We start from the raw sequence: 25,203 nt of genomic DNA, 5'->3' as shown, positions 1-25,203 counted from the left end.
GCAATATATGCAGCCACCGGATTCGCTCGGAACATCCCTTCGCGAAGTGGAATTCCAATATAGGCGGCGCTATCGGGGCATTCAAGCGAGCCCCGATTGAATCTCGCGATGACAGGCGGCGCTTCAATGACAAAACCGATCCACGCTCACACAGCCGCGGCTGCCGCCACGGCAGCCTGCTCCGCCTGCTGCTTCTTTTCCCGCTCGGGGCACTGCGGCTCGCGGTAATCGTTGTCGAGTTTCTCGACGAGGAAATCGACGAACGAGCGCACCGCCGGCGGCATCCCCTGCCGCGACACGAACACCGCATAGAGCCGCGGCACCGGCAAGGTCCAGCCCGGCATGACCGGCGACAGTTGCCCGGCGCGCAACGCATTGCCGTACATCATCTCCGGCAGCGCCGCGATCCCGACCCCATCGAGCACGGCCTCGCGGATCGTCATCAGGTCGGCCGTGACGAGACGCGGCTCGTGCTCGTGCACATGGCGCGCGCCGTCCGGCGCGATCAAATTGAAGACGTGCCGGCCATCGCCCGAGGGCGTGTCGAGCGTCTCGAAGCGCGACAGATCACCCGGCTCCAGCGGCGGCGCATTCTGGCCCAACAGGCTCGGCGAGCCGACCAGCATCTGCTCGGTGCGCCACAGCGGCCGCACGACGATATTCGCGTTCTCCGGCGGCTCGGAACGCACACGCAACGCGATGTCGATCGAATCCTCGAACAGGTCGATCACCTGATTGGTTACGCGCACCTGCACACGCACCTCCGGGTAGCGGTGCAGGAATTCGGGCAGCAACCGCGACATCATCGTCTGCGACAGCGTCACGGGCACGCTGACGCGCACCGTGCCGCGCGGCGAGGCTCGCAACTGCTGCACCGCGTTCATCGCCGCCTGCGCCTCGGCCAGCATCGCCTGGCAGTGCTGGTAAAACAGCTGCCCGGCCTCGGTCAGCGCCAGCTTGCGCGTCGAGCGCTGCAGCAGGCGCACGCCGAGCGTCGCCTCCAGCTCCGTGAGCCGGCGCGACAGACGCGACTTCGAAATCCCCAGGACGCGTTCGGCGGCCGAAAACCCACCGTGCTCGACGATCTGCGAGAAATACATCAGGTCGTTCAGATTGTGTGCATCGATATTCATTTCATCGTTCCAATGGCAGAACGATCCATTGCGGATCGCGCGGAATTCAACCGCAGGCCGATCCATATAATAGCCTTTGACTTCGCTCAAACGCTCGTAAGGAAAATATCCGATGCCCGTATCGCGCTCCATCCTGCGCGTCTATCCGTCGTTACGGGCGACGGAAGGCGCCGGCTTCCAGGTTCATCGCCCGTTCCCCACCCGTCTGCTCGCCGATTTCGACCCGTTCCTGCTGTTCGACGAGCTCGGCCCGATCGACTACGCGCCGGGCGCGGCCAAAGGCGCGCCCGATCATCCGCACCGCGGCTTCGAAACCGTCACCTACGTGCTCGACGGCCATTTCCGCCATCGCGATTCGGCCGGCCATACCGGCGAATTGCGTGCGGGCGACGTGCAATGGATGACGGCCGGCTCGGGGCTGATTCACAGCGAAATGCCCGACCCGGAATTCGCGGCGGCGGGCGGCCGCGTGCACGGCATCCAGCTTTGGGTGAACCTGCGGCGCGACGACAAGCGCGCCCGGCCGCGTTATCAGGACATCGCGTCGTCGTCGCTGCCCAGCGTGACGTCCGAGGACGGCCGCACTCGCATCAAGGTGATCGCGGGCGAGGCGTTCGGCGTGCAGGCCGCCATCGACACGCATACGCCGCTGCTCTACCTGCACCTGGCGCTGCAGCCCGGCGCGCAGGTCAGCGTGCCGGTGCCGTGCGATTTCCGGGCGTTCGCCTATCCGCTCTGCGGTGCGGGCCGTTACGGCGCGAGCGGGCAGATCAGCGGCCCGCAGCAGATGATCGTGTTCGACGACGACGGCGATACGGTCGAGATCGGCGCCGGCGACGCCCCACTCGATGTACTGCTGGTGGGCGGCCGGCCGATCAACGAGCCGATCGTGCGCTACGGCCCGTTCGTCATGAATACCGAGCAGGAGATTCGCGACGCCGTGGCCGATTACCAGGCCGGCCGGATGGGGTCGATCGCGCCTTGAACCCCTGATGACGCGCCGATCCGGCCCCGGACGGCGCTTCCAAATTCCGTCACAATAGTTGCCTTTTGCGGCTCACCGCCGCGACGACCGAAGGAAGCTCTCGCCTTGAATTTTGAACACCTGATCCAGATCAACGCGACGGACAACCCGATGTTGCCGACGCTGACGCGCGACCAACTCTGGGAAGGCCTCGTCCTGCGCGCCGAACAGCCGCAACTGTTCGTGATCGGCCTCGACGATTGCAAGATCAGCGATCGAACCGACACCACGCTCGAGCGCGAGTTGCACTTCGGCCAGGCGACGATCCGCGATCGCGTCACGTTCACGCCGAATCGTCAGGTCCGCTACGACATCCACGCCGCCAACGGCGAGATCGGCGGCTCGTTGACCATGACGATCGAGGAGCACGACGACCAGGCGCTGTTCCTGCGCTTCACCTACGCCACCACGCTGCCGGACACGGCCGACACCGAGGATGCCCGGCAGACCCAGGGCATCGTCAAGGAGGCGTACCGCACCTCCGATATCGACACGGTCCGCCTGATCCGCGAATACGCGCAGGGCCGCCGCGATCCCGATCCGCTGCACTGAACGCTTCACCGGCGGCCCGCTCGCGCGCCGCCGGTCCTGCTTCGCCGCCCTTTCCCGCCCCGCTTCGCCGCCCCGTATTTCGCGTTCTTTTCGCGCTCGTTCCGCCGCTTATCAAAAACTATCGATCAAGCTCAGTCGATTAAAAAACATCGCTAGTAAATGGGAATAATTATCATTTAGAATTCATTCCATCGACACACCACTGATTGAACGGCCCGAATGACCGAACTTATGCGAACTTCCACACTCAGCCTGCGCCGCACCAGCAGCGCGGCGCCCGGTGGCCGGACGAAAGTTGCGGCTGTCACGAAGTCGGATAGCACCGACAACCCGGAGCCGAATCAGCGCGTCGTGTCCAGCGATGCCCTGTTGCAAGGCCGCAAGCTCGTCTCGATCATGCATAACGGCGAAACTTATCAGCTTCGTGCCACGCGTCTGGGCAAGCTGATCCTGACGAAGTAAGTACCGAGTATTGTGGGGACCACCTCCCTGAGAGGTGTTGGGCAGTAGCCAGCCGTAACGGCTTGCACGCGAGATCTAGACCCCTTCGTGCAACCCAACTCAAGCAGTCGTTACAGCAAGCCAAGCCATTTTTTTGGTTCTCATACTGAAGCAGCGAAAGCGACGTGCCTGACGGGCACGTCGCTTTTTTTCATTGGCGGGAGAACAACGGGAAACCATCCATGCGGTGCGGATGGCGCAGGACGATACGGCGGATCAGCCGTGTCAGAACACCCAGAACATCAGCCACCAGGCGCTGTCGACGATCGCCAGCGCCAAGCCGAAGCCCGCCATCGCGGCGAACCGGCGCGGCCATGCCGCATAACGCCCCGTCACGCGCCAGGCCAGCCACGCGCTCCAGAGGTTCGAGCCGACCAGGATCGCGATACGCACGGGCGAGGCCCAGTCGAGCGGCAGATGCTCCGCGCGCAGCAACGACAGCGTGGTGGCCGACAGGCCGAGGAACACGCCCGCGCCGGCCAGCGGAATCAGCGCCTGCGTCAGGTGATGCAGGCGCACGCGATCGAAGCGACCCAGCAGCGCCGACGCGCCGGCCAGCACGATCAGCAGCGCCGTGCCGTAGATCAGCCCCGTGCCGACGATATACGACACCACCAGGCCGCCATCGAGCCAGGAGAACACGTCGTTCTGATCGGGGTAATGCGTGAGCAGGAACCACGGCGCGTTGGTTTCGAGCGGCCAGGTGATGTCGCGGTCGATCAGCCAGCCGGCCAGCCATTGCTTGATCGTCACGAACCAGGGGCTGGCGGACCAGTGGAACGCACCGATCGCGATGCCCAGCAGGCCGTAGAGGATCAGCGCGGTGTCCCAGGGGTTCGCCTGCGCATCGCCGAGTTCGACGACTTCCTCGGACGGCGAGCGCACCGTCAGCGCGATCGCGTCTCGATGGCCGCTGCAACGGCCGCACATATGGCACTCGGCCGCGCCCTTCATGTTGCGCAGCGGCACCAGCGGCGCGCAGTTGATCGGAATCACGCGATGGCCGTGCTCGCCTTCCGTATAGGAGCGGCGCCACGCGGCCTCGTCGACCTTGAAGCGCACCGGCGCAAGCCGCGCGAGCAACGCGAACACGCCGTTGACGGGGCACAGATACTTGCACCAGACGCGCTTCTCGCGGCCGTACAGCAGGCCGATCACCATCGCCGCGAACGTCGAGCCACCGAGCACCAGCAGCACGGCGCGCGGGTATTGATAGACGCTGACCATCTGGCCGTAGATGGTGGTGATGCCGAACGCGACGAACGGCCAGCCGCCCCAGCGCATCCAGCGCGGAATCGCGCGGCCGCGGCCGAACTTGCTGGCGAATTCGGCAAGCGCCCCCTCGGGGCACAGCACGCCGCACCACACCCGGCCCAGCATCACCATCGACAGCAGCACGAACGGCCACCAGATGCCCCAGAACACGAACTGCGCCGCGAGCGTCAGGTTGTTCCACAGGTGCGCCGTGTCGTCAGGCAACGGCGTGAACGCCGGCACGAGAATCAGGAACGCATAGACCAGTACCACCACCCACTGGATGCCGCGAATCCACGCGCCGTGCCGCTGCATCCAGTGACCGGCTTCGGTCAGCCGGCTCCAGCGCAGGCCGCTCGCCGGCGTGCTCATGCGGCACGCCCTGCCGCGGCGGCCGGACGGCGCGTCGCGATCTTCAGCAGCCCGTACACCACGCCCCAATACAGCACGTAGGCCACCAGGTTGGTCAGCGCCGGATGTGCGCGATAGCCGGTCAGCGTGGCGACCAGCGAGCCGAACGTGCTCGAATCGTCGAGGATCGCCGAGCTGTCCCACAGCTGCGAGATGCCCAGCGGCAGGATTTCCTTGTCGATCAGTTTGTCGACGCCCGCCTCGAACAGGCCCGCTCCGAGAAACAGCAACATGATTTCGGTGACGCGGAAGAACAGGCGCCACGAGAAGATCTTGCCGCCCAGTTGCAGCAGATAGAAGGTGAACAACGCGAGCGCGAGGCCGATCACGACCGCCAGCACCTGAGCGCCGCCCACATGGCCGCTCTGGCCGAAGCCGAGGCCGTACAGGAAGATCACCGTCTCGCTGCCTTCGCGCGCAATGGCCAGCGCCACCAGCACCGCCACGCCCCACCAGTTGGCGGTTTTGGTGGTTTCCTGCAGCGATTGCTCCATGTCGCGCTTGAGCGTGCGCCCGTGTTTCTTCATCCAGAACACCATCTGCACGATCAGCACGCAGGCGACCAGCACCATCGCGGTCTGGAAGTAATCCTGCGCGTCGCCCGACAGCACTTCGGTGAACCCGACCAGCGCGGCGCCCAGGCCCAGCGCCATCAACAGGCCCGCGCCCACGCCAACCCAGAGGTACGGCAAGCCGCGGCGCGTTTCGGCGTCGCCGTTGCGCAGCCACGCATAGAGAATGCCGACGACCAATAGCGCCTCGACGCTTTCACGCCAGACGATGAAAATGATTTGACCCATTGATAACCTCCGTGTCCCGGCCGCGGCGGGACGTCCGCGGCCGCACGATAAATCGGAACTACTTCGCGACGATGACGCCTTGCGCTTGCTGATGAAAATCGTCGAAGAATTTGTATTCGCCCGGCGACAGCGGCGCGATCACGACGAACGATTCGGCGCCCGGCGCGAGGACCTTCTCCTTGCGCAACTGGACGCTCTCGAATTCGACGGCACCCTTGCCGGTATTGCGGACTTCGATCTTGATGCGCTGGCCGGCCGGCACTTCGATGCGGGCCGGGTTGAGCTTGCCGTCGGCCATCTCGAGCTTGAAGGTCGGCAGATCGGCGGCTTGAGCCGCGGTTGCAACAGCCAGGCCGGCGAGCACGGCGGCGAAAATCTTGGGGAATGTCATTGTGCTTCTCGTAGAAGGCGGCATCGAGGCGATGCCGCCCGGCCGTGGAACCCGATCAGTAACCGCCCTTCTTGCCGATGCCGGCGAACGGGAAGTCGTATTCGAGCGTGAACGGCTTGAACCACGGGCCCACGCCCGTTTCCTTGTCGACGTGGCGGCCGAACGCCATATGGCCCATCTGCATCGGCGGCTTGACCGTCAGCGCCAGGTGGTACTTGCCCGGGCCGGCCAGCTTGACGTTGTCGCCGTAGTGCGGGCCATCGTTCGCGACCATGCCCATCAGCACGCCCTGCGACTTCCACTTCGCGTCGCCCTGCTTGGTCAGCGTGTATTCCACCTGCAGGTACGGCATCCAGTCGCCTTCGGCGAAGCCGGTCGGGTTGTTCTTCACCGCGTGGATGTCGGTCTCCAGGTGGATGTCCGAATCCGATGCCTTGCGCATCATGCCTTCCGGTTCCATCGTGATCGGTTGCAGGTAGACCGTGCCCACCTCCATGCCACCCTGGATTTGCTGCTTGCCGATCGGATACTCGGCGGCCGATGCCGACATCGCGAAAAGTGCCGCCGCGACTGCGACCCCACAACGGGTGATGGACGAACCGAACATTGAGACTCCTGATTATTATCGTCAGATGAAAAAATGCCGCCCGGCTCCTACCGCGCGACATGAGTAAGCAAGAACGTTAATGCGAACCATTCTCAATAATTGGCGAGTTTAGCATTGAATCGCACGCGAAACAAAGGGGGAATAATTTCAAGCCTTTGACGCAGAAAGGATTTCGGAAGATTTTCGAAGACGGTCGGAAAGCGGCATTCGATGCCGGCGTGGATCGCGGAAATGCACCGATCTGGTCACTTTCGTGGCCGGATCGGTGTGGGAACGGAATCAGTTCGCGCCTTCGAGGCGGTCGCCCACGTTGGCGCCGAACACACGCTCGCGCAACAGCGAGAGCTGATCGCGCGTCTGCGCGGCCTTTTCGAACTCGAGGTTCTTCGCGTAGTCGGTCATCTGCTTTTCGAGACGCTTGATTTCCTTGGCAAGCTGCTTCTCGGACATGTCCTCGAATTTCGCGCGCTGCTGCGCTTCCTTCAGCTCGGCACGCGCATCGTCGGCGTTGTAGACGCCATCGATGATGTCCTTGATACGCTTCACCACGCCGCGCGGCGTGATGCCGAGCGCCTCGTTGTGGGCGATCTGCTTGACCCGGCGGCGTTCGGTTTCATCGATCGCGCGGCGCATCGAATCGGTGATCTTGTCGCCATACAGAATCGCCTTGCCGTTCACGTTACGCGCCGCACGGCCGATCGTCTGGATCAGCGAGCGCTCGGCGCGCAGGAAGCCTTCCTTGTCGGCGTCGAGAATCGCCACCAGCGACACCTCGGGAATGTCGAGGCCCTCGCGCAGCAGGTTGATGCCCACCAGCACGTCGAACGTGCCGAGCCGCAGGTCGCGGATGATTTCGACGCGCTCGACCGTGTCGATATCGCTGTGCAGATAGCGCACCTTGACGCCGTGGTCGGACAGGAACTCGGTCAGTTGCTCGGACATGCGCTTGGTCAGCGTGGTGATCAGCACGCGCTCGCCGGCCTTCACGCGCTCGTTGATCTCGGCCAGCACGTCGTCCACCTGGGTGGTCGCCGGCCGCACCTCGATCTCGGGGTCGACCAGGCCGGTCGGCCGCACCACCTGTTCGGCCGTCTGCCCCGACACGCGCTGCTCGTAATCGGCCGGCGTGGCCGATACGAACACGACCTGGCGCATCTTGCGTTCGAACTCGGGGAATTTCAGCGGGCGGTTGTCGAGCGCCGACGGCAAACGGAAGCCGTAATTGACGAGGTTTTCCTTGCGTGCGCGGTCGCCGTTGTACATCCCGTTCAACTGACCGATCAGCACGTGCGATTCGTCGAGCAGCATCAGCGCGTCGGACGGCAGGTAATCGACCAGTGTCGGCGGCGGTTCGCCGGCGGCGGCGCCCGAGAAATGCCGCGAGTAGTTCTCGATGCCCTTGCAGAAGCCCAGCTCCTGCAGCATTTCGAGATCGAAGCGGGTGCGCTGTTCGAGCCGCTGCGCCTCGACCAGGCGATTGTCGGAATGGAAGAATTCGAGACGTTCGCGCAGTTCGTCCTTGATCGTCTCGATCGCGCGCATCACCGTGTCGCGCGGCGTGACGTAGTGCGACGACGGATAAACCGTGAAGCGCGGGATCTTCTGGCGCACCCGGCCCGTCAGCGGATCGAACAGTTGCAGCGTCTCGACCTCGTCGTCGAACAACTCGACGCGCACCGCCATCTCGGCGTGCTCGGCCGGAAAGATGTCGATCGTGTCGCCTCGCACGCGGAACGTGCCGCGCTGGAAATCCTGCTCGTTGCGCGTGTACTGCATCGCGATCAGCCGCGCGATCACGTCGCGCTGGCCGAGCCGGTCTCCGGCGCGCAGCGTCAGGATCATCTGGTGGTATTCGGACGGGTTGCCGATACCGTAGATAGCCGACACGGTGGCCACGATCACCACGTCGCGCCGCTCCATCAGGCTCTTGGTGGCCGACAGCCGCATCTGCTCGATGTGCTCGTTGATCGACGAGTCCTTTTCGATGAACAGGTCGCGCTGCGGCACATAGGCTTCCGGCTGGTAATAGTCGTAGTACGAAACGAAATACTCGACCGCATTGCGCGGAAAGAACTCGCGGAACTCGGCATAGAGCTGTGCGGCGAGCGTTTTGTTCGGCGCGAACACGATGGCCGGGCGGCCGAGCTGCGCGATCGTGTTCGCCATCGTGAAGGTCTTGCCGGACCCCGTCACGCCGAGCAGCGTCTGGAACGACAGACCGTCCTCCACGCCCTCGACGAGCGTGGCGATTGCCGTGGGCTGATCACCGGCAGGCGGATACGGCTGATAAAGCTGGAATGGCGAACCGTCGAACGTCGCGAATTTCGATTCGTCGAGTTCGGCGGACACATCGGGGGAATGTTCGGACATGGAGCGAGGGCCTGGCCGCGTGCAAAAGAGCATTTTAGCGCTTCGCCCACCGCCGGGCTGACCGTTAGGCGCAGCGGCGGTCCGGACAGACGGGCTCGGCCGGCGCGATGCCGCCACCAGAATGGCTACGTCGCGGCCAACGCCCGAGGTTGCGTCCGGTTTCTGCCTCGCCATACCTGCATCACCCACCCGGCTTTGGCCGAAATCGCGGCGCAATTCGCTACAATGGCGGGATTCGCTCCGGAAGCTGCGGCCCTCGGCATGCACCCGCGCCACGCGGGAACCGGACCCCGATTTCATTCCACTACTACTGCTGCGAAATCATCATGTCGCTCTTTTCCGCTGTCGAACTCGCCCCCCGCGACCCGATCCTGGGCCTCAACGAAGCCTTCAACGCCGATACGCGCCCGACCAAGGTGAACCTCGGCGTTGGCGTGTACACCAACGAAGAAGGCAAGATCCCGTTGCTGCGCGCCGTGCGTGACGCGGAAAAGGCACGCGTCGAAGCCGGCCTGCCGCGCGGCTACCTGCCGATCGACGGCATCGCCGCCTATGACGCCGCCGTGCAGAAGCTGCTGCTCGGCAACGATTCGCCGCTGATCGCAGCCGGCCGCGTCGTGACGGCGCAAGCCATCGGCGGCACGGGCGCGCTGAAGATCGGCGCGGATTTCCTGCGCACGCTGAACCCGAACGCCAAGGTCGCGATCAGCGATCCGAGCTGGGAAAACCACCGCGCGCTGTTCGAGACGGCCGGCTTCAAGGTCGATGCCTACCCGTACTACGACGCCACCACCCACGGCGTGAACTTCGACGCCATGCTCGGCGCGCTGAACAGCTACGCTGCCGGCACGATCGTCGTGCTGCACGCGTGCTGCCACAACCCGACCGGTGTCGACCTGACCGAAGCGCAATGGGCGCAGGTCGTCGAAACGGTCAAGGCGCGCCAGCTCGTGCCGTTCCTCGACATCGCCTATCAAGGCTTCGGCGAAGACCTCGAAGCCGATTCGGCAGCCGTGCGCCTGTTTGCTGCGGCCGACCTGAACGTGTTCGTGTCGTCGTCGTTCTCGAAGTCGTTCTCGCTCTACGGCGAGCGTATCGGCGCGCTGTCGATCATCACCGCGAGCAAGGACGAAGCCACGCGCGTGCTGTCGCAACTGAAGCGCGTGATCCGCACGAACTACTCCAACCCGCCGACCCACGGTGGCGCACTGGTTGCGGCCGTGCTGGGCTCGCCGGACCTGTACGCTTCGTGGGTGCAGGAACTCGGCGAAATGCGCGACCGTATCCGCGCGATGCGAAATGGCCTGGTCGACCGCCTGAAGGCGAGCGGCGTAGACCGCGACTTCAGCTTCATCAATGCCCAGCGCGGCATGTTCTCGTACTCGGGCCTGACGTCGGCGCAAGTCGACCGTCTGCGCGAAGAGTTCGGCATCTACGCGGTGGGCACCGGCCGGATCTGCGTGGCTGCGCTCAACACGCGCAACATCGATGCCGTCGCCAACGCGATTGCAGCGGTGCTGAAGTAAGTCAGGCGACTGGCGCGAACGATTCGCGCTATATCGCTCTGCCGGAAACGCGCTCTACGGAGCGCGTTTTTTATTGGCGATAAAAATGTAGCCATAGCGCCGCGCAACCCGTGAACACCACAACAACCTTGCCGCTCAGTTTCGAATCCATGCCGACGTCTCCCAAATCCAGCAGGTTCCAATGAAATCATGGCCGGGCATGGCAAAACAAGCTGGCCATTCGGCTAGTTGTCGGCACGCGTCCGGCGCCGCTATCGTGCACGAAGCGTCCTGCATGCCGTCCGCAAACGGGCTAAGCTAGCCGCTCTGTTCCGAACAGGAGGAAAGCCATGATGAATTACCGACGCCTGGGCCGATCCGGGCTGCAAGTCAGCGAATTGTCGATCGGTTCGTGGGTCACGTACGGCAACCAGGTCGATCAACGTGCCGCGCGCGAATCGCTGGCCGCAGCGCGCGATGCCGGCATCAATTTCTTCGACAATGCCGAGGTGTACGCGCGCGGGCAATCCGAGGAAATCATGGGCGAAGCGTTGAAGTCGCTGGGTTGGTCGCGTATCAGCTATGTGGTGTCGACGAAGTTTTTCTGGGGCCTGGCCGAAGCACCGAATCAATATCACACGCTGAACCGCAAATATCTGATGGACGCGATCGACGGCTCCTTGCGCCGGCTGAAGCTCGACTACGTCGACCTCGTGTTCTGTCACCGCCCCGATCCGAATACGCCGATCGAGGAGACGGTCTGGGCGATGAGCGACATGATCGCGCGCGGCAAGGCGCTTTACTGGGGCACGTCGGAGTGGAGCGCGGATGAAATTCGCGCCGCTTACGACATCGCCGAGCGCCATCACCTGCACAAGCCGGTCATGGAACAGCCGCAGTACAACCTGCTGCACCGCCGCCGCGTCGAGCAGGAATACAATCGGCTCTACGAAGACATCGGCCTGGGCCTCACTACATGGAGCCCGCTCGCATCGGGCCTGCTGACCGGCAAGTATCGCGATGGGGTACCTGCCGACAGCCGGGCAGCCATTCAAGGCTACGATTGGCTGCGCGAACAATTGACGGATCCGGCGAAGAATCAGGCGGTCTCGAAGCTGGCCGGCGTCGCCGACGAGCTCGGCTGCACGCTGGCGCAGTTGGCCATCGCGTGGATTCTGAAGAACCCGAACGTCAGCACGGTCATCACCGGGGCCTCGCGCGTCGAACAGATCGGCGAAAACATGAAGGCGATCGAGGTGGCGGCTCGATTGACGCCCGAGTTGAAGCAGCATATCGAGGAGATCGTCGGCGATCAGGCGCAGTAAGCGCTCTCGCGTACAATAGCCGGTCGCGCGAATTGCGAATGCAGGTGCCTGAATGGGCCGGCAAAGCGTTCGGGCGGCCGTTTTTGACTCTACTCGCCTCATCCCCGCCATGTTCAGTTACCGCCACGCGTTTCATGCCGGCAACCACGCCGATGTGCTCAAGCACGCCGTCGTCGTCCAGTTGCTTCACCACCTGAACAAGAAAGACAAATCGTATTGGTATATCGACACGCACGCGGGGGCGGGCGTGTATGCGCTGGACGAAGGCTTCGCGGCGAAGACGGCCGAATACGAAACCGGCATTGCCAAGCTGTGGAATGCCGACGACCTGCCCGCGGCACTCTCGGACTACGTCGACGAAATTCGCTCCTGCAACGAGTCGGCCGATCTGCGCTACTACCCGGGCTCGCCGTACCTCGCGTGGCGCATGCTGCGTGAGCAGGACCGCATCCGGCTGTTCGAGATGCACAGCACCGAAATCGATATCCTGCGTCACAACTTCCGCGACGCAGGCCGGCGCGCGATGATTTACGCAACAGACGGTTTCGAAGGGCTCAAGGCCCTGCTGCCGCCACCTCCGCGTCGTGCCTTGGTGCTCATTGATCCTTCGTATGAAGACAAGCGCGATTACGCGCGCACGCTCGCTTGTGTCGAGGAAGGGCTGAAGCGCTTCGCGACCGGTTGCTACGCCGTGTGGTATCCGCAGGTCAAGCGCCCTGAATCGGAGCGCTTCCCCGACCAACTGAAGCGGCTGCAGACGACGAACTGGCTGCATCTCACGCTGACGGTCAGTCATGCTCCGGCAGATGGATTCGGGCTGTACGGCAGCGGCATGTTCATTCTGAACCCGCCCTATACGCTGGCTGAATCGATGCGGGAAGCCCTGCCCTATCTCGTAGAAGCACTCGGCCAGGACGGCGGCGCCAAGTTCGGCCTCGAACTGCGCAGCGCCTGAGCAAGCAGCCGAGGCAGTTCGCTATTGTCGATAGCCCGGCGTAGCAGGCAGGCGAATATACGGTGCTACAACAACAGGCACCTGGTTGTTTTGCTGCAATTCAGCGGGCTGCCGGATCTGCGCAGGCTCGACAATCGGCGCCGGATTCAACGGTGCAGTTTGCAGCACCGTTCCGGAGCGCCCATCGTGGATACCGGTTTGCGTATCGAGCACCACCGGCGGCCGCTCTTCTTGTTTGGTGGGCTGCTTTGCGTTCGCATTCGAGCCCCAACTAGCGATTGCTATCAGCAGCACCGCCCACCATTGACGCTTGCCCGAATCACAGTACATCGAAGACATCTTGCTCATCCCGCCCATCAGTTGGATTGATCCCGTTTTCAAGACGATACCGCTGGATGCCGACCTCGTGCCACATTGATCGGATCAAAAAAGCAAAAGCCCCGACAAGTTCGGGGCTTTTTACATTTTTGCATGCAAACCGCATGCAGCCGAAACGGGTTCAGCTTACAGCGAGTAGCCGTTCGTTTCGAGCGAGCGAATGCGGTGCTCGAGTTGAACGATGTCGCTCGACGATGCCAGATAGGCTTCGCGACGCTCACGTTCAGCAGATTCAAACCAGTAGCTCAGCTTTTCAACGATGTACGCAACCATGATGCTCTCCAAGGAAGTTTGAGATCCCCCGGCTGACACTGAATCAGGGATATCCCGTATAGGGTTGACCCGAATTATAGCGAGAACGCACCATCTTGCTAATGAAATGCACGAATAGTTTGCATTCCAAAACAGAATGCACCCTAAAAAATACTGTCAACCTGTTGATTTACTTAAGAATCACGCGCGAAAACTGGAATTTTCGACGTATTTAATTGCACCGATTTAGTGCGTATTGGTATCGGCGAGTTGTTCAAGGATCGGGCAGTCCGGGCGATCGTCGCCATGGCAGTGTGCCGCGAGCTTGGCCAAGGTATTTCGCATGTCCGTGAGCTCGGCAATTCTCTGGTCGAGTTCGGATACATGTTCGAGGGCAATCGCCTTGACCTCCGCGCTGGCACGGGAGCGGTCTTGCCAAAGCGCCAGCAGCTTTCGGACATCGTCGACGAGAAAACCCAGCCTGCGCGCTTGCCGGATGAACTTCAGCAAATGAACTTCGCTATCACCGTACGTGCGGTAGCCGGCATCGGTTCGCTGCGCTGGCTCGATCAGGCCGACGCTTTCGTAGTAGCGAATCATTTTCGCGCTGACGCCAGAGGCGCGCGCAGCTTCACCGATATTCACGTGATTTTCTCCCGTCGATAACGGCCGATCGTAGCGCGATATTGAAAATGCCACTGACTTTGCACCCGCTGCGTGGGCGACCCGTTGCGGCGGAATGTTTTCTGCGGCCGAAAAGACAAAACCCCCACTGCATTCGCAGCGGGGGTTCTGAAGAGGGAAGCCTGACGATTACCTACTTTCACACGGGCAATCCGCACTATCATCGGCGTAGAGTCGTTTCACGGTCCTGTTCGGGATGGGAAGGGGTGGTACCGACTCGCTATGGTCATCAGGCTAAAGGGGTTGATGCGTCGCTGCTTGAGCGCCACATCCAATCTGGAAGAAGTAGTAATGAGTTGTGTGTATCGGCACACGAGGACTCAATGCTGTATAACTTGTCGCGCTGTTTAAGATCCTGAACCTGCGGTTCAGGACGGGATGCTCGTCAGTGCTGAAGCACAAACGATCATCGACGCAGACTTGTTATAGGATCAAGCCTTACGGGCAATTAGTATCAGTTAGCTGAACGCATTACTGCGCTTACACACCTGACCTATCAACGTCCTGGTCTCGAACGACCCTTCAAGGAGGTCAAGCCTCCAGGGATATCTCATCTTAAGGCGAGTTTCCCGCTTAGATGCTTTCAGCGGTTATCTCTTCCGAACATAGCTACCCGGCGATGCCACTGGCGTGACAACCGGTACACCAGAGGTTCGTCCACTCCGGTCCTCTCGTACTAGGAGCAGCCCCCTTCAAATATCCAACGCCCACGGCAGATAGGGACCAAACTGTCTCACGACGTTTTAAACCCAGCTCACGTACCTCTTTAAATGGCGAACAGCCATACCCTTGGGACCGGCTACAGCCCCAGGATGAGATGAGCCGACATCGAGGTGCCAAACACCGCCGTCGATATGAACTCTTGGGCGGTATCAGCCTGTTATCCCCAGAGTACCTTTTATCCGTTGAGCGATGGCCCTTCCATACAGAACCACCGGATCACTATGACCTGCTTTCGCACCTGCTCGACTTGTCGGTCTCGCAGTTAAGCACGCTTATGCCATTGCACTATCAGCACGATTTCCGACCGTACCTAGCGTACCTTCGTACTCCTCCGTTACACTTTGGGAGGAGACCGCCCCAGTCAAACTGCCTACCATGCACTGTCCCCGACCCGGATCACGGGCCAAGGTTAGAACCTCAAACAAACCAGGGTGGTATTTCAAGGACGGCTCCACCGAAACTAGCGTTCCGGTTTCATAGCCTCCCACCTATCCTACACAGATCGGTTCAAAGTCCAATGCAAAGCTACAGTAAAGGTTCATGGGGTCTTTCCGTCTAGCCGCGGGGAGATTGCATCATCACAAACACTTCAACTTCGCTGAGTCTCGGGAGGAGACAGTGTGGCCATCGTTACGCCATTCGTGCAGGTCGGAACTTACCCGACAAGGAATTTCGCTACCTTAGGACCGTTATAGTTACGGCCGCCGTTTACCGGGACTTCAATCAAGAGCTTGCACCCCATCATTTAATCTTCCGGCACCGGGCAGGCGTCACACCCTATACGTCCACTTTCGTGTTTGCAGAGTGCTGTGTTTTTATTAAACAGTCGCAGCCACCAGTTTATTGCAACCCTTTCACCCTCCTGGCGCAGGCCAGTCAAGCTACAAGGGCGTACCTTATCCCGAAGTTACGGTACCAATTTGCCGAGTTCCTTCTCCCGAGTTCTCTCAAGCGCCTTAGAATACTCATCTCGCCCACCTGTGTCGGTTTGCGGTACGGTCACTGTTAAACTGAAGCTTAGAGGCTTTTCTTGGAACCACTTCCAATTGCTTCGCTTCCTAAGAAGCTCGCGCCACACCCTTGAATTCTGCGCCCGGATTTGCCTAAGCGCCTTCTCCAATGCAGCGACCGGGACTTCCAACACCCGGACAACCTTCCGCGATCCGTCCCCCCATCGCATTTAACAATGGTGCAGGAATATTGACCTGCTTCCCATCAGCTACGCATTTCTGCCTCGCCTTAGGGGCCGACTCACCCTACGCCGATGAACGTTGCGTAGGAAACCTTGGGCTTACGGCGAGGGGGCCTTTCACCCCCTTTATCGCTACTCATGTCAGCATTCGCACTTCCGATACCTCCAGCACACTTTACAGTGCACCTTCGCAGGCTTACGGAACGCTCTCCTACCATGCACATAAATGTGCATCCGCAGCTTCGGTATATAGCTTAGCCCCGTTACATCTTCCGCGCAGGACGACTCGATCAGTGAGCTATTACGCTTTCTTTAAAGGATGGCTGCTTCTAAGCCAACCTCCTGACTGTTTTAGCCTTCCCACTTCGTTTCCCACTTAGCTATATTTGGGGACCTTAGCTGGCGGTCTGGGTTGTTTCCCTCTTGACACCGGACGTTAGCACCCGATGTCTGTCTCCCGCGATTGCACTCTTCGGTATTCGGAGTTTGCTATGGCGAGGTAATCCGCAATGGACCCCTCAACCATGACAGTGCTCTACCCCCGAAGGTGAGACGCGAGGCACTACCTAAATAGTTTTCGGAGAGAACCAGCTATTTCCAAGTTTGTTTAGCCTTTCACCCCTATCCACAGCTCATCCCCTAACTTTTCAACGTTAGTGGGTTCGGACCTCCAGTACGTGTTACCGCACCTTCATCCTGGCCATGGATAGATCACTTGGTTTCGGGTCTACGCCCAGCAACTGAACGCCCTATTCGGACTCGCTTTCGCTACGCCTGCCCTATTCGGTTAAGCTTGCTACTGAACGTAAGTCGCTGACCCATTATACAAAAGGTACGCCGTCACCCCTTACGAGGCTCCGACTGTTTGTATGCATGCGGTTTCAGGATCTATTTCACTCCCCTCCCGGGGTTCTTTTCGCCTTTCCCTCACGGTACTGGTTCACTATCGGTCGATCACGAGTATTTAGCCTTGGAGGATGGTCCCCCCATCTTCAGACAGGATTTCACGTGTCCCGCCCTACTTGTCGTACACCTAGTTCTTTCATACTGTTTTCGTCTACAGGGCTATCACCTGCTATGGCCGCACTTTCCAGAGCGTTCGACTAACAATACAAATAAAGAGTACAGGCTCTTCCCATTTCGCTCGCCACTACTTTGGGAATCTCGGTTGATTTCTTTTCCTGCGGTTACTTAGATGTTTCAGTTCACCGCGTTCGCTTCACATGACCTATGTATTCAGTCATGGATACTCCAAAAGGAGTGGGTTTCCCCATTCGGACATCTACGGATCAAAGCTTGTTTGCCAGCTCCCCGTAGCTTTTCGCAGGCTACCGCGTCCTTCATCGCCTGTGATCGCCAAGGCATCCACCACATGCACTTGTTCGCTTGACCCTATAACGAGTCTGTCTCGCTTGCGCTCGACAGTCGCTACAGGTTGAGTTCTCGCATTTGTGCCGTATTCCAATTGAGCCGAACATTTAAGTTCGAATCTTCTTGAGATACATCGATACAATCACAACCCGAATAACTTTCACGCCCATCTCAAATAGACGCTTCCGTTATTCAAATTACTACTTCTTCTAGATTGTTAAAGAACGACAGCCGATAAGTACACATGGTGTACAGATCGCTCTGACTGGCTCAATCGCCAATGACAAATCCTCAGGTCACACTGACCTGAACGCTTGTCATTGAAGATTGGTGGAGGCAGACGGGATCGAACCGACGACCCCCTGCTTGCAAAGCAGGTGCTCTCCCAGCTGAGCTATGCCCCCATACAGAGACTTCTCAAGGATACTGTCCAGACTAAGTGGTGGGTCTGGTTGGATTCGAACCAACGACCCCCGCCTTATCAAGACGGTGCTCTAACCAACTGAGCTACAGACCCCTGAGTCTGTCTTGATTTACAGCCGATAAGCGTGAACGCTCAACTTTCGCGGTATTAGCTCGAGAAAGGAGGTGATCCAGCCGCACCTTCCGATACGGCTACCTTGTTACGACTTCACCCCAGTCATGAATCCTACCGTGGTGACCGTCCTCCTTGCGGTTAGACTAGCCACTTCTGGTAAAACCCACTCCCATGGTGTGACGGGCGGTGTGTACAAGACCCGGGAACGTATTCACCGCGGCATGCTGATCCGCGATTACTAGCGATTCCAGCTTCACGCACTCGAGTTGCAGAGTGCGATCCGGACTACGATCGGTTTTCTGGGATTAGCTCCCCCTCGCGGGTTGGCGACCCTCTGTTCCGACCATTGTATGACGTGTGAAGCCCTACCCATAAGGGCCATGAGGACTTGACGTCATCCCCACCTTCCTCCGGTTTGTCACCGGCAGTCTCCTTAGAGTGCTCTTGCGTAGCAACTAAGGACAAGGGTTGCGCTCGTTGCGGGACTTAACCCAACATCTCACGACACGAGCTGACGACAGCCATGCAGCACCTGTGTATCGGTTCTCTTTCGAGCACTCCCGGATCTCTCCAGGATTCCGACCATGTCAAGGGTAGGTAAGGTTTTTCGCGTTGCATCGAATTAATCCACATCATCCACCGCTTGTGCGGGTCCCCGTCAATTCCTTTGAGTTTTAATCTTGCGACCGTACTCCCCAGGCGGTCAACTTCACGCGTTAGCTTCGTTACTAAGGAAATGAATCCCCAACAACTAGTTGACATCGTTTAGGGCGTGGACTACCAGGGTATCTAATCCTGTTTGCTCCCCACGCTTTCGTGCATGAGCGTCAGTATTGGCCCAGGGGGCTGCCTTCGCCATCGGTATTCCTCCACATCTCTACGCATTTCACTGCTACACGTGGAATTCTACCCCCCTCTGCCATACTCTAGCTTGCCAGTCACCAATGCAGTTCCCAGGTTGAGCCCGGGGATTTCACATCGGTCTTAACAAACCGCCTGCGCACGCTTTACGCCCAGTAATTCCGATTAACGCTTGCACCCTACGTATTACCGCGGCTGCTGGCACGTAGTTAGCCGGTGCTTATTCTTCCGGTACCGTCATCCCTCGGCTTTATTAGAACCAAGGATTTCTTTCCGGACAAAAGTGCTTTACAACCCGAAGGCCTTCTTCACACACGCGGCATTGCTGGATCAGGCTTTCGCCCATTGTCCAAAATTCCCCACTGCTGCCTCCCGTAGGAGTCTGGGCCGTGTCTCAGTCCCAGTGTGGCTGGTCGTCCTCTCAGACCAGCTACTGATCGTCGCCTTGGTAGGCTTTTACCCTACCAACTAGCTAATCAGCCATCGGCCAACCCTATAGCGCGAGGCCCGAAGGTCCCCCGCTTTCATCCGTAGATCGTATGCGGTATTAATCCGGCTTTCGCCGGGCTATCCCCCACTACAGGACATGTTCCGATGTATTACTCACCCGTTCGCCACTCGCCACCAGACCGAAGTCCGTGCTGCCGTTCGACTTGCATGTGTAAGGCATGCCGCCAGCGTTCAATCTGAGCCAGGATCAAACTCTTCAGTTCAATACCTGTTACTGTTTTTCGGTTCTTTCGAACCGGTCGCTCACTCAAAGCTGACAGGATTACGAATTACTTCATAAACCTGACTTACTTTTGTGTGAGACTCTTGATACTTTTGCTGACCTGATCCTAAGATCAGGACCGCTTCCATCAAGCGTCCACACTTATCGGCTGTAGATTGTTAAAGAGCGTTTCCGAGAGAAGCTTGGCTTCGTTTCGGCGCTGCGTTTTCAGCAGCAGAGAAGCGGGATTATGAAGAACATTTTGAAGCGCGTCAACTACTTTTTTCAGCGCTTCGATCAACAGACTGCATCGATCGCGTTCCTCACCAGCTCAAAGGAGCGGCCTCAATTCCGGCGCTCTCCTTGTCCTGCCTAGCTTCTCCTCCCGTCCTGCGTTTCCGTCATCGCGAGAGAGGCCGAATTCTAAGCAAGCTTTCCCGATCATGCAAGAGGGTTCGAGCATTTTTTTCGCATACCTCCTCCTTTCAGTCGCCGAGATCGATCTCGCTTGCGCCAGGACGCACGCTCGTTGGTGTGAACCGCAGCATCCGCCAGGAACGGACTAAAATGGCAGGTTCATCGCACCCACTCTAATATTGATCGAGATCTATGCGCCAGCGAACCGCCAAACGCCTTCCCCCCGATGCCGACAAACTGGTCGGCTTGTCGCTCGCGCTGTTCGCGTCCGGCAGTCGCGTCGAAGATCGGTTCTGGGAAGCGAAGCTCGACGCGCTGCTCACGAAGGTGATCCGCAACGGCAATCAGACGACCCTTGACGCGGCGCTCGACCATCTGCAACAGAACCATGCAGACGCCTACGGCGCACTCGCCGACATGGCCGAGACGCATAGCGAATCGCTGCTGCTCGAGCACGAAGGACAAACGCACGAAGCCCTGCTCGTCGCGATACCGATTCTCGCCTGGACGCGCTACATGATTCCGTCCGGCCCGCTCAAGACGGAAATCGCTGATGTGCTGCACACGCATCTGCAAGCACATGTACTGGCCGAACAGACGCACGTGGCGCTCGCGCCGTTCCTCTACAGCATCGACCAGTTGCCGCGCCATCACGTCGAGGCCTACCGCCTCACGCAGCAGTTGGCGCAAGCCGCATTGGGCGGCCAAACGCCGCGCATCAATTTTGGCGACCTGCCCGAGACATCCCCGATCCTCGCCGATCCGCGCTTCCTGCTCGCCGTCGTGGCCGCGCCGGCCGGTTCGGCCATGTTCCGCTGGCAGGAAGAAGATCAGGGCGCGCGTATCGAGCGCGGCCAGTGTCTCGAACAATGGACGGGCCAGGGCGGCGCCAATCTGTCCGTCGCGTTGCCGGGCTGCGAATTCGAGTGCCTGCTGCCGGATGCCTATTACTCGGCCTGCCGCGACGCCGACGAACGCGTTCGCCCACACACCGTGCGCACGGCGACCCGCTATCTGTTCGATACGATCGGTGCGGCACCGCAAGAGCTGCGCGCAGTGGTTGCAGGGTTCGGCGAGCGACGCATTGACGAATATCGAATCGGCTTCACCCGCCGCGGCAGCAACGACGTGATCTACGGCGTCGTGTGGCCGCTCTACGGACGCGAGAACGGTGATGTCGCGGCCGAAGACACGATGATCGACGCGGACACGCCAATCGACGGCCCGCTCGAGGAAATCGTCTCGCTGCTCAAGGAAACGGGCGTGACCGACATCCGCCGCCATGCCGGCCGCTTCGAACCGGAATACTGCGACGACTGCGGCGTTCCGCTCTATGCCGACCCGCTTGGCGAAATTGTCCACGCAGAAATGCCGGAAGATGCATCGCCGGCACAGCCGCACTTCCACTGAGCCGTCGACCCTCGGCCGTACTTCGCCGTGACAAAGAGCCGCCGACTAGGCGGCTCTTTTTTTTCACATACTTGCGATTCTTCCTATGACTTTCAGCTAGGCCGACACGACCCAGGCGTTTTGTCATCATGGCCGGGACGCTACATCGTCATCCATCAATAACGCGAACAAGGAGGCAGAGATGAGATTCATGGTGTTGAGTCCGGATGCGGAACGCCGCGATGGCTTGAAGGCACTGTTACGTCAGATCGATCGGCGCAGCGGTTGCAGCGATGCAAGGGATTGGCGGCAAGCGATGCGCCTGGTCAAGCAGGGCAGCTTCGACCTGATCGTCGTGGATGCACCGAAGGGCCTGCGACTCGACGATCTTCGCGCGCTCTGCGACGCCTGCGCACCCACACCGGTGGCCGTACTGATCGATGCCACCTCGCGCGAAGAAGCGCGGCAGCAATTCGCCACGGGTGCACAAGGCATCGTGCCGCGCAACATGGGTTCGCATCTCGTGATACGTGCGTTTGAAATGGTGCTGCTCGGCGGTTACTACGTCCCGCCCGGCGCGCTTGATCTGATCGAAACGCAGGTCGACGGTGCCCGCACCGCACACATCGTCAACCGCATCCCGCTACGTCGCAGGCCAACGGTCGGCACGCTGTCTCCGCGACAAGCGCAGATCATGCGCTTCGTCCATATGGGCAATACCAACAAAATGATTGCACGCACGCTCGGCATCAGCGAGGGCACGGTCAAGATTCACCTGGCCAGTATTTTCCAACAGCTCGGTGCGGCGAACCGCGCCGCTGCCGTCGCCATCTACAATGGCTGGCTACCGCCACATCTCGAAGTACTGACCACCCAGCCACAAGGCTTTCCGCGGCCGGTGCTCGGCGCACCAGGGGTCATTCCGTTGCGTGGCAAAAAGTATCCAATGAGCGCCTGCGAGGGCCCGCATGCACCGATGCCAATGGCGGCCGAATCCGCACCGACGACGCTGAAACGCAACACCTGACGGCCGGACGGACGTCGAATCGGTTCCCATTTTTTAGCTTCAACGAGTAATATTAAAACCATGGGTTTCCTGTACACGCCGCTTCCGCTTTGGGTCGCTGCCGGTGGCTGGATCGCTGCCGGGGTGCTGCTCGCGCTCGCGCTGTGGAAACGTCCGTTCCATCGCCTGAAGGATCCAACGCTGCAACACGTCTGGTGCGCCTTGATCGCCACCATTACCGTGCTGTGGGCATCGAATGCATGGCTCGACGACGGTCTGGTCATGCATCTGCTTGGCGCGACGTTGATCGCCACGTTGTTTGACTGGACACTCGCGCTGGTCGCCATGAGCGCGGTCACCGGCATCGCCGCCGTCGTCTTCGATGCAACCTGGCAAGGCATCGGCATCACCTATCTCGTCTATGGCGCACTTCCGGTTGCCGTGTCCACGCTGATGCAGCGTGCAGCGACGGCCTGGTTGCCGCACAACCTGCTCACCTTCATCGTCGGGCAGGGCTTCGTCGCACCGGCCGTGACGATCATTGCCGTGGCGGCAGCCGCAGCCGGCGTGCAGATCGGGCTGGCTGATGGATCGACACTCGTGATGCCGGCAGGCTACGGCCTGAACACCGTGCTGCTTGCACTCGGCGAAGCCTGGTTCACCGGCATGGCCACCGCCCTGATCGCAATCTACAAGCCCGAATGGGTCACCACGTTCGATGTGCGCCGTTACCGGCTCGGCGGCCCGAGAGCCTGACGTCTGCCCACCGCACCGCCACATTTCCGCTTCATGACATTTCGCCTTCACCCTCGAATGGATCGCGGCATGTCAAAAAAATTGCGCTAAGATTGAACTCTTGTTCTTCGCCGGGCATCTTACGTGCCCGGTGTCTTCACTCCGCACTCTCAAATTCCTGATGGACAGCTTCCCCGCCCAGCGTCTTTTTGGCGTGTTCGGCAAGCTGGCAGCCTGTGTCGCAGGCCTGTCGCTTGCGCTTTCCGCCCCCGCCTATGCCGATCTGCTCGATCAGCGCACCGAACTGATCAACAAGTACATCACCGAGATGCACGCCGATCCGCTCGTCGCCGATTGCGCCGCGCACGGCAACTTCATCGCCAGCACCTCGTCGGCATTCGATCACGTCGAATTTCCGCCCAGCGCCTTCGACAGCAACAACGCTACCGTTACGCCGTGGAACGATTCGTTCGACGAAGGCAAGCAACGTGTGAAGGTCGACAATATCGTGACCATCGAAGGGCTCGGCATTCCGCAGAACGGCGGCGATCCCTCCACGCTGAAGTTCCGCTGCGGCTATGTGGGCAGCCAGATGCTTGCATTTGGCTGGAACGATCCGGTTCCGCCCGCCAAGCCGCGCGTCGAGCGCACGAGTTCGTCGAAGCGCGTCGTCCACGGCCGGCACGTCAAGTCGAAGACGAAAGCCAAGGCCGGCAGCAAATCCACGCACAAGGGCGGCACGGTCAAGAAATCGACAAACTCGAAGAAGGTCGTGAAGAAGAAGCCCGCGTCGAAAAAATAAGCCGGTGCGCGCCGCAGCGGCGCAGGCCCGGTTCAGCAAACGAAAAGGCCGGAATGTTTTGACATTCCGGCCTTTTGCTTTCAGCGCGCCCGATCGATCAAGCGAAACGCTGCACGTGATTGAGAATCGGCAGCAGCATGGCGGCACCCAGCGAGGCACTTCGCTCGCCGTTCCAACCCACGCGCTCGTCAGGCAGATTGGCGTTGTCCTTGAACGGCATTTCGAGCGTCAGTGACAGGCAGCCGAATGCGTGGCCGATATACTTCGACGCCAGCTTCAACGCATCCTCGCGATACTTACTGGCCGGATAGCCATATTCATCTTGAAAATCCGGGCTCGCCTGCTTGAATGCGGCGATGAACGCGTCCTGCTCCTCGCGCTGGCGATCGGTGAAGCCCGGCAGCATCTCCGAACCGGCCACGAACACGTAGGGCAGATCCTCGTCGCCGTGGATATCGAAGAACATGTCGCAGCCGATCCCGTGAATCGCATCGCGCACCACCAGCACCTCGGGGCTGCGCGCCGCATCGGGTTCCATCCACTCGCGATTCAGGTTGGCGCCAACGGCATTGGTGCGCAGGTTGCCATGCACGCTGCCGTCCGGGTTCATGTTCGAGACGATGTAAAACGTCGCGTGATCGTAGAGCTTGCGCGCCACCGCGTCGCCGGCCCAGTCGCCCCAGCCGGCCAGGCGCTTGACGAGCCCCTCGACAAACCACTCGGCCATCGATTCGCCGGGATGCTGGCGCGCGATGATCCAGACTTTCTTCTTCGCGCCCGTTTCGTCGGGCGTGCCCAGCACCAGCAGCGACATCGGCCGGCCTTCCACGGTACGGCCGAGATCGACCACGTTGGCCTGCGGCATCTGCTGCACCGCGCCGAGGAACTCGGCATGGCGCTCCTCGCCGTAAGGCTCGAAGTACGCGTAGTAGATGCTGTCGAAATCGGGGGTGTGATCGATCGTCATCACGGTGCCGTCGAACTCGGTCGGCACACGGAACCAGTTCACGCGGTCATAGCTCGCGACCACGCGGTAGCCACGCCAGCCGGCCGGGTAGGCGCTCTCGTGCGCGTTCTCGAAACGCATCACGCAACGCTCGCCTCGCGCGCCCGACAGGCGGAAATAGAACCACTGCGCGAACGCCGACTGATTGTCGCTGCGAATGCGCAGGCGGATCGCGTCGGGGCTGTCGCACGACACGACATCGATCGCGCCGGCGTCGAACTGGGTGGAAATCGACAGCGTCATCTTGTCTCCTGGAAGCGGCGCCCTCGTGAGGCCCCGTGAAAATTCAATCCGCGACGGCCGCCGCGT

General features: G+C 60.4%; 21 protein-coding genes, 2 tRNA genes and 3 rRNA genes. 10 read left to right on the top strand and 16 right to left on the bottom strand.

Annotated features, from left to right (window positions below; genetic code table 11):
- Positions 1–146 precede the first annotated feature (146 nt).
- Entirely contained in the window at positions 147–1,133 is a 987-nt protein-coding gene (locus tag AB4851_RS21680; RefSeq protein ID WP_414451395.1) for a LysR family transcriptional regulator, read from the bottom strand.
- A 112-nt stretch (positions 1,134–1,245) separates the two neighbouring features.
- Here AB4851_RS21680 and AB4851_RS21675 point away from each other — a divergent pair, with 112 nt between their 5' ends.
- The 3 genes from AB4851_RS21675 (at position 1,246) to hemP (ending at position 3,171) form a co-directional block, all read left to right on the top strand.
- The gene (locus AB4851_RS21675; protein ID WP_414451394.1) at positions 1,246–2,118 is read left to right on the top strand and encodes a pirin family protein; all 873 of its coding nucleotides are present in this window, start codon (positions 1,246–1,248) and stop codon (positions 2,116–2,118) included.
- Positions 2,119–2,223: 105 nt separating this feature from the next.
- Positions 2,224–2,709 (top strand): SRPBCC family protein, encoded by a 486-nt coding sequence (locus AB4851_RS21670; protein WP_414451393.1) that lies wholly within the window; start codon positions 2,224–2,226, stop codon positions 2,707–2,709.
- 219 nt (positions 2,710–2,928) lie between these two features.
- Complete coding sequence (hemP, locus tag AB4851_RS21665) at positions 2,929–3,171, top strand: hemin uptake protein HemP (protein WP_414451392.1); 243 nt, start codon at positions 2,929–2,931, stop codon at positions 3,169–3,171.
- A 264-nt stretch (positions 3,172–3,435) separates the two neighbouring features.
- Here hemP and AB4851_RS21660 read toward each other — a convergent pair whose 3' ends face one another.
- From AB4851_RS21660 to uvrB, 5 genes are all read right to left on the bottom strand, one after another.
- Positions 3,436–4,836 carry a 4Fe-4S binding protein gene (locus AB4851_RS21660; protein ID WP_414442607.1) on the bottom strand — a complete coding sequence of 467 codons (1,401 nt, stop codon included), beginning with the start codon at positions 4,834–4,836 and terminating at the stop codon, positions 3,436–3,438.
- A complete protein-coding gene (locus AB4851_RS21655; protein WP_414451391.1) occupies positions 4,833–5,675 on the bottom strand; it encodes an FTR1 family iron permease in 843 nt (280 codons plus the stop codon). Before AB4851_RS21655 ends, AB4851_RS21660 begins: the two co-directional genes overlap by 4 nt.
- 58 nt (positions 5,676–5,733) lie before the next feature.
- Positions 5,734–6,066, bottom strand: coding sequence for a cupredoxin domain-containing protein (locus AB4851_RS21650; protein WP_414442609.1), 333 nt, complete (start codon positions 6,064–6,066; stop codon positions 5,734–5,736).
- A 55-nt stretch (positions 6,067–6,121) separates the two neighbouring features.
- Positions 6,122–6,673 carry an iron transporter gene (locus AB4851_RS21645; protein ID WP_414442610.1) on the bottom strand — a complete coding sequence of 184 codons (552 nt, stop codon included), beginning with the start codon at positions 6,671–6,673 and terminating at the stop codon, positions 6,122–6,124.
- A gap of 279 nt (positions 6,674–6,952) precedes the next feature.
- Positions 6,953–9,043 (bottom strand): excinuclease ABC subunit UvrB, encoded by a 2,091-nt coding sequence (gene uvrB, locus AB4851_RS21640; protein WP_414442611.1) that lies wholly within the window; start codon positions 9,041–9,043, stop codon positions 6,953–6,955.
- 326 nt (positions 9,044–9,369) lie between these two features.
- On the opposite strand from uvrB, the gene AB4851_RS21635 reads away from it, so the two are divergent.
- The 3 genes from AB4851_RS21635 to AB4851_RS21625 all read left to right on the top strand — a co-directional run bounded on the left by AB4851_RS21635 (position 9,370) and on the right by AB4851_RS21625 (position 12,828).
- Positions 9,370–10,569: an amino acid aminotransferase gene (locus AB4851_RS21635; protein WP_414451390.1), complete on the top strand. Its 1,200-nt coding sequence runs from the start codon at positions 9,370–9,372 to the stop codon at positions 10,567–10,569.
- Between the two features lie 332 nt (positions 10,570–10,901).
- On the top strand, positions 10,902–11,873 hold the full coding sequence (locus AB4851_RS21630; RefSeq protein ID WP_414451912.1) for a potassium channel beta subunit family protein: 972 nt from the start codon (positions 10,902–10,904) through the stop codon (positions 11,871–11,873).
- Positions 11,874–11,982: 109 nt separating this feature from the next.
- The gene (locus tag AB4851_RS21625; protein WP_414451911.1) at positions 11,983–12,828 is read left to right on the top strand and encodes a 23S rRNA (adenine(2030)-N(6))-methyltransferase RlmJ; all 846 of its coding nucleotides are present in this window, start codon (positions 11,983–11,985) and stop codon (positions 12,826–12,828) included.
- A 21-nt stretch (positions 12,829–12,849) separates the two neighbouring features.
- On the opposite strand, the gene AB4851_RS21620 is transcribed toward AB4851_RS21625, so the two are convergent.
- From AB4851_RS21620 to AB4851_RS21580, 9 genes are all read right to left on the bottom strand, one after another.
- Positions 12,850–13,176, bottom strand: a complete 327-nt coding sequence (locus AB4851_RS21620) for a hypothetical protein (protein WP_414451389.1) — start codon at positions 13,174–13,176, stop codon at positions 12,850–12,852.
- Positions 13,177–13,332: 156 nt separating this feature from the next.
- Positions 13,333–13,479, bottom strand: coding sequence for a DUF3563 family protein (locus AB4851_RS21615; RefSeq protein WP_206128603.1), 147 nt, complete (start codon positions 13,477–13,479; stop codon positions 13,333–13,335).
- Positions 13,480–13,704: 225 nt separating this feature from the next.
- Positions 13,705–14,103, bottom strand: coding sequence for a Cu(I)-responsive transcriptional regulator (gene cueR / locus AB4851_RS21610; protein ID WP_414451388.1), 399 nt, complete (start codon positions 14,101–14,103; stop codon positions 13,705–13,707).
- Between the two features lie 159 nt (positions 14,104–14,262).
- A 5S ribosomal RNA gene (rrf, locus tag AB4851_RS21605) occupies positions 14,263–14,376 on the bottom strand.
- A 193-nt stretch (positions 14,377–14,569) separates the two neighbouring features.
- A 23S ribosomal RNA gene (locus AB4851_RS21600) occupies positions 14,570–17,449 on the bottom strand.
- A gap of 307 nt (positions 17,450–17,756) precedes the next feature.
- Positions 17,757–17,832, bottom strand: a tRNA-Ala gene (locus AB4851_RS21595).
- Between the two features lie 36 nt (positions 17,833–17,868).
- A tRNA-Ile gene (locus AB4851_RS21590) sits at positions 17,869–17,945 on the bottom strand.
- 64 nt (positions 17,946–18,009) lie between these two features.
- Positions 18,010–19,540 (bottom strand): 16S ribosomal RNA (locus tag AB4851_RS21585).
- Together the 16S, 23S and 5S rRNA genes with 2 tRNA genes alongside form the textbook arrangement of a ribosomal RNA operon.
- A gap of 147 nt (positions 19,541–19,687) precedes the next feature.
- Positions 19,688–19,840, bottom strand: a complete 153-nt coding sequence (locus tag AB4851_RS21580; RefSeq protein WP_414451387.1) for a hypothetical protein — start codon at positions 19,838–19,840, stop codon at positions 19,688–19,690.
- 308 nt (positions 19,841–20,148) lie between these two features.
- On the opposite strand from AB4851_RS21580, the gene AB4851_RS21575 reads away from it, so the two are divergent.
- From AB4851_RS21575 to AB4851_RS21560, 4 genes are all read left to right on the top strand, one after another.
- Positions 20,149–21,366, top strand: a complete 1,218-nt coding sequence (locus AB4851_RS21575) for a DUF2863 family protein (protein ID WP_414451386.1) — start codon at positions 20,149–20,151, stop codon at positions 21,364–21,366.
- 181 nt (positions 21,367–21,547) lie between these two features.
- Complete coding sequence (locus AB4851_RS21570) at positions 21,548–22,372, top strand: LuxR C-terminal-related transcriptional regulator (protein ID WP_414451385.1); 825 nt, start codon at positions 21,548–21,550, stop codon at positions 22,370–22,372.
- A gap of 60 nt (positions 22,373–22,432) precedes the next feature.
- Positions 22,433–23,107: an energy-coupling factor ABC transporter permease gene (locus AB4851_RS21565; RefSeq protein WP_414451384.1), complete on the top strand. Its 675-nt coding sequence runs from the start codon at positions 22,433–22,435 to the stop codon at positions 23,105–23,107.
- Between the two features lie 160 nt (positions 23,108–23,267).
- Positions 23,268–23,888 (top strand): BspC domain-containing protein, encoded by a 621-nt coding sequence (locus tag AB4851_RS21560; protein WP_414451383.1) that lies wholly within the window; start codon positions 23,268–23,270, stop codon positions 23,886–23,888.
- Between the two features lie 97 nt (positions 23,889–23,985).
- Here the strand turns inward: AB4851_RS21560 and AB4851_RS21555 are convergent, their stop codons facing one another.
- A complete protein-coding gene (locus AB4851_RS21555) occupies positions 23,986–25,137 on the bottom strand; it encodes a M14-type cytosolic carboxypeptidase (protein ID WP_414451382.1) in 1,152 nt (383 codons plus the stop codon).
- Positions 25,138–25,203 lie beyond the last annotated feature (66 nt).

This window comes from Burkholderia sp. 22PA0099 (assembly GCF_047497165.1).
Taxonomy (GTDB): domain Bacteria; phylum Pseudomonadota; class Gammaproteobacteria; order Burkholderiales; family Burkholderiaceae; genus Burkholderia.
The sequence above is the reverse complement of the archived record's forward strand: the minus strand, read 5'-3'. Positions and strand labels throughout refer to the sequence as shown.